Origin of the sequence: Streptomyces sp. NPDC087440, assembly GCF_044744005.1 — a bacterium.
Taxonomy (GTDB): domain Bacteria; phylum Actinomycetota; class Actinomycetes; order Streptomycetales; family Streptomycetaceae; genus Streptomyces.
Genome location: NZ_JBIUXN010000039.1, coordinates 13788 through 14531, shown reverse-complemented (window position 1 = coordinate 14531; position 744 = coordinate 13788). Strand labels below are relative to the sequence as shown.

At 70.8% G+C, this 744-nt stretch carries 1 protein-coding gene; it reads right to left on the bottom strand.

Annotation, left to right across the window (positions count from 1 at the left end; translation table 11 throughout):
* A partial coding sequence (locus ACIO3O_RS41755) for a tetratricopeptide repeat protein (RefSeq protein ID WP_401756038.1) occupies positions 1 to 744 on the bottom strand: 744 nt, incomplete at both ends.

Sequence of the window (744 nt, the reverse complement as noted above, 5' to 3'; positions counted from 1 at the left end):
CGTAGGGCGAGGTTGGTACGGCTTTGGAGGGTGTGGGGGTGGTCGGGGCCGAGGGTGCGTTCGCGGTCGGCGAGGGTGGTGCGGTGGAGGTCGACGGCTTCCTCGTACCGGCCGAGAGCGTGGAGGGCGAGGGCCAGGTAGTGGCGGCTCAGGAGGGTGTGGGGGTGGTGGGGGCCGAGGGTGCGTTCGCGGTCGGCGAGGGTGGTGCGGTGGAGGTCGACGGCCTCCTGGTGCCGCCCCAGATCGCGGAGGGCATTGGCCAGGTTGTTGCGACTGATAAGGGACTCGGCATGGTCCGGGCCGAGGGTGCGTTCGCGGTCGGCGAGGGTGGTGCGGTGGAGGTCGACGGCCTCCCGGTACCGGCCGAGAGCGTGGAGGGCGAGGGCCAGGTTGTTGCGGCTTTGGTAGGTGTTGGAATGGTCGGGGCCGAGGGTGCGTTCGCGGTCGGCGAGGGTGGTGCGGTGGAGGTCGGCGGCTTCCTCGTACCGGCCGAGGGCGTGGAGGCCGAGGGCGAGATTATTGCGGCTGGTGAGGGTGTCGGGGTGGTGGGGGCCGAGTATGTGCTCGTGGTCGGCGAGGTTGGTGCGGTGGAGGTTCGCGGCTTCCTGGTACCGGCCGAGGTCGTAGAGGGCGTTGGCGAGGTTGCCTCGGCTGGTGAGGGTGTCGGGGTGGTGGGGGCCGAGTATGTGCTCGTGGTCGGCGAGGTTGGTGCGGTGGAGGTTCGCGGCTTCCTGGTACCGGCCG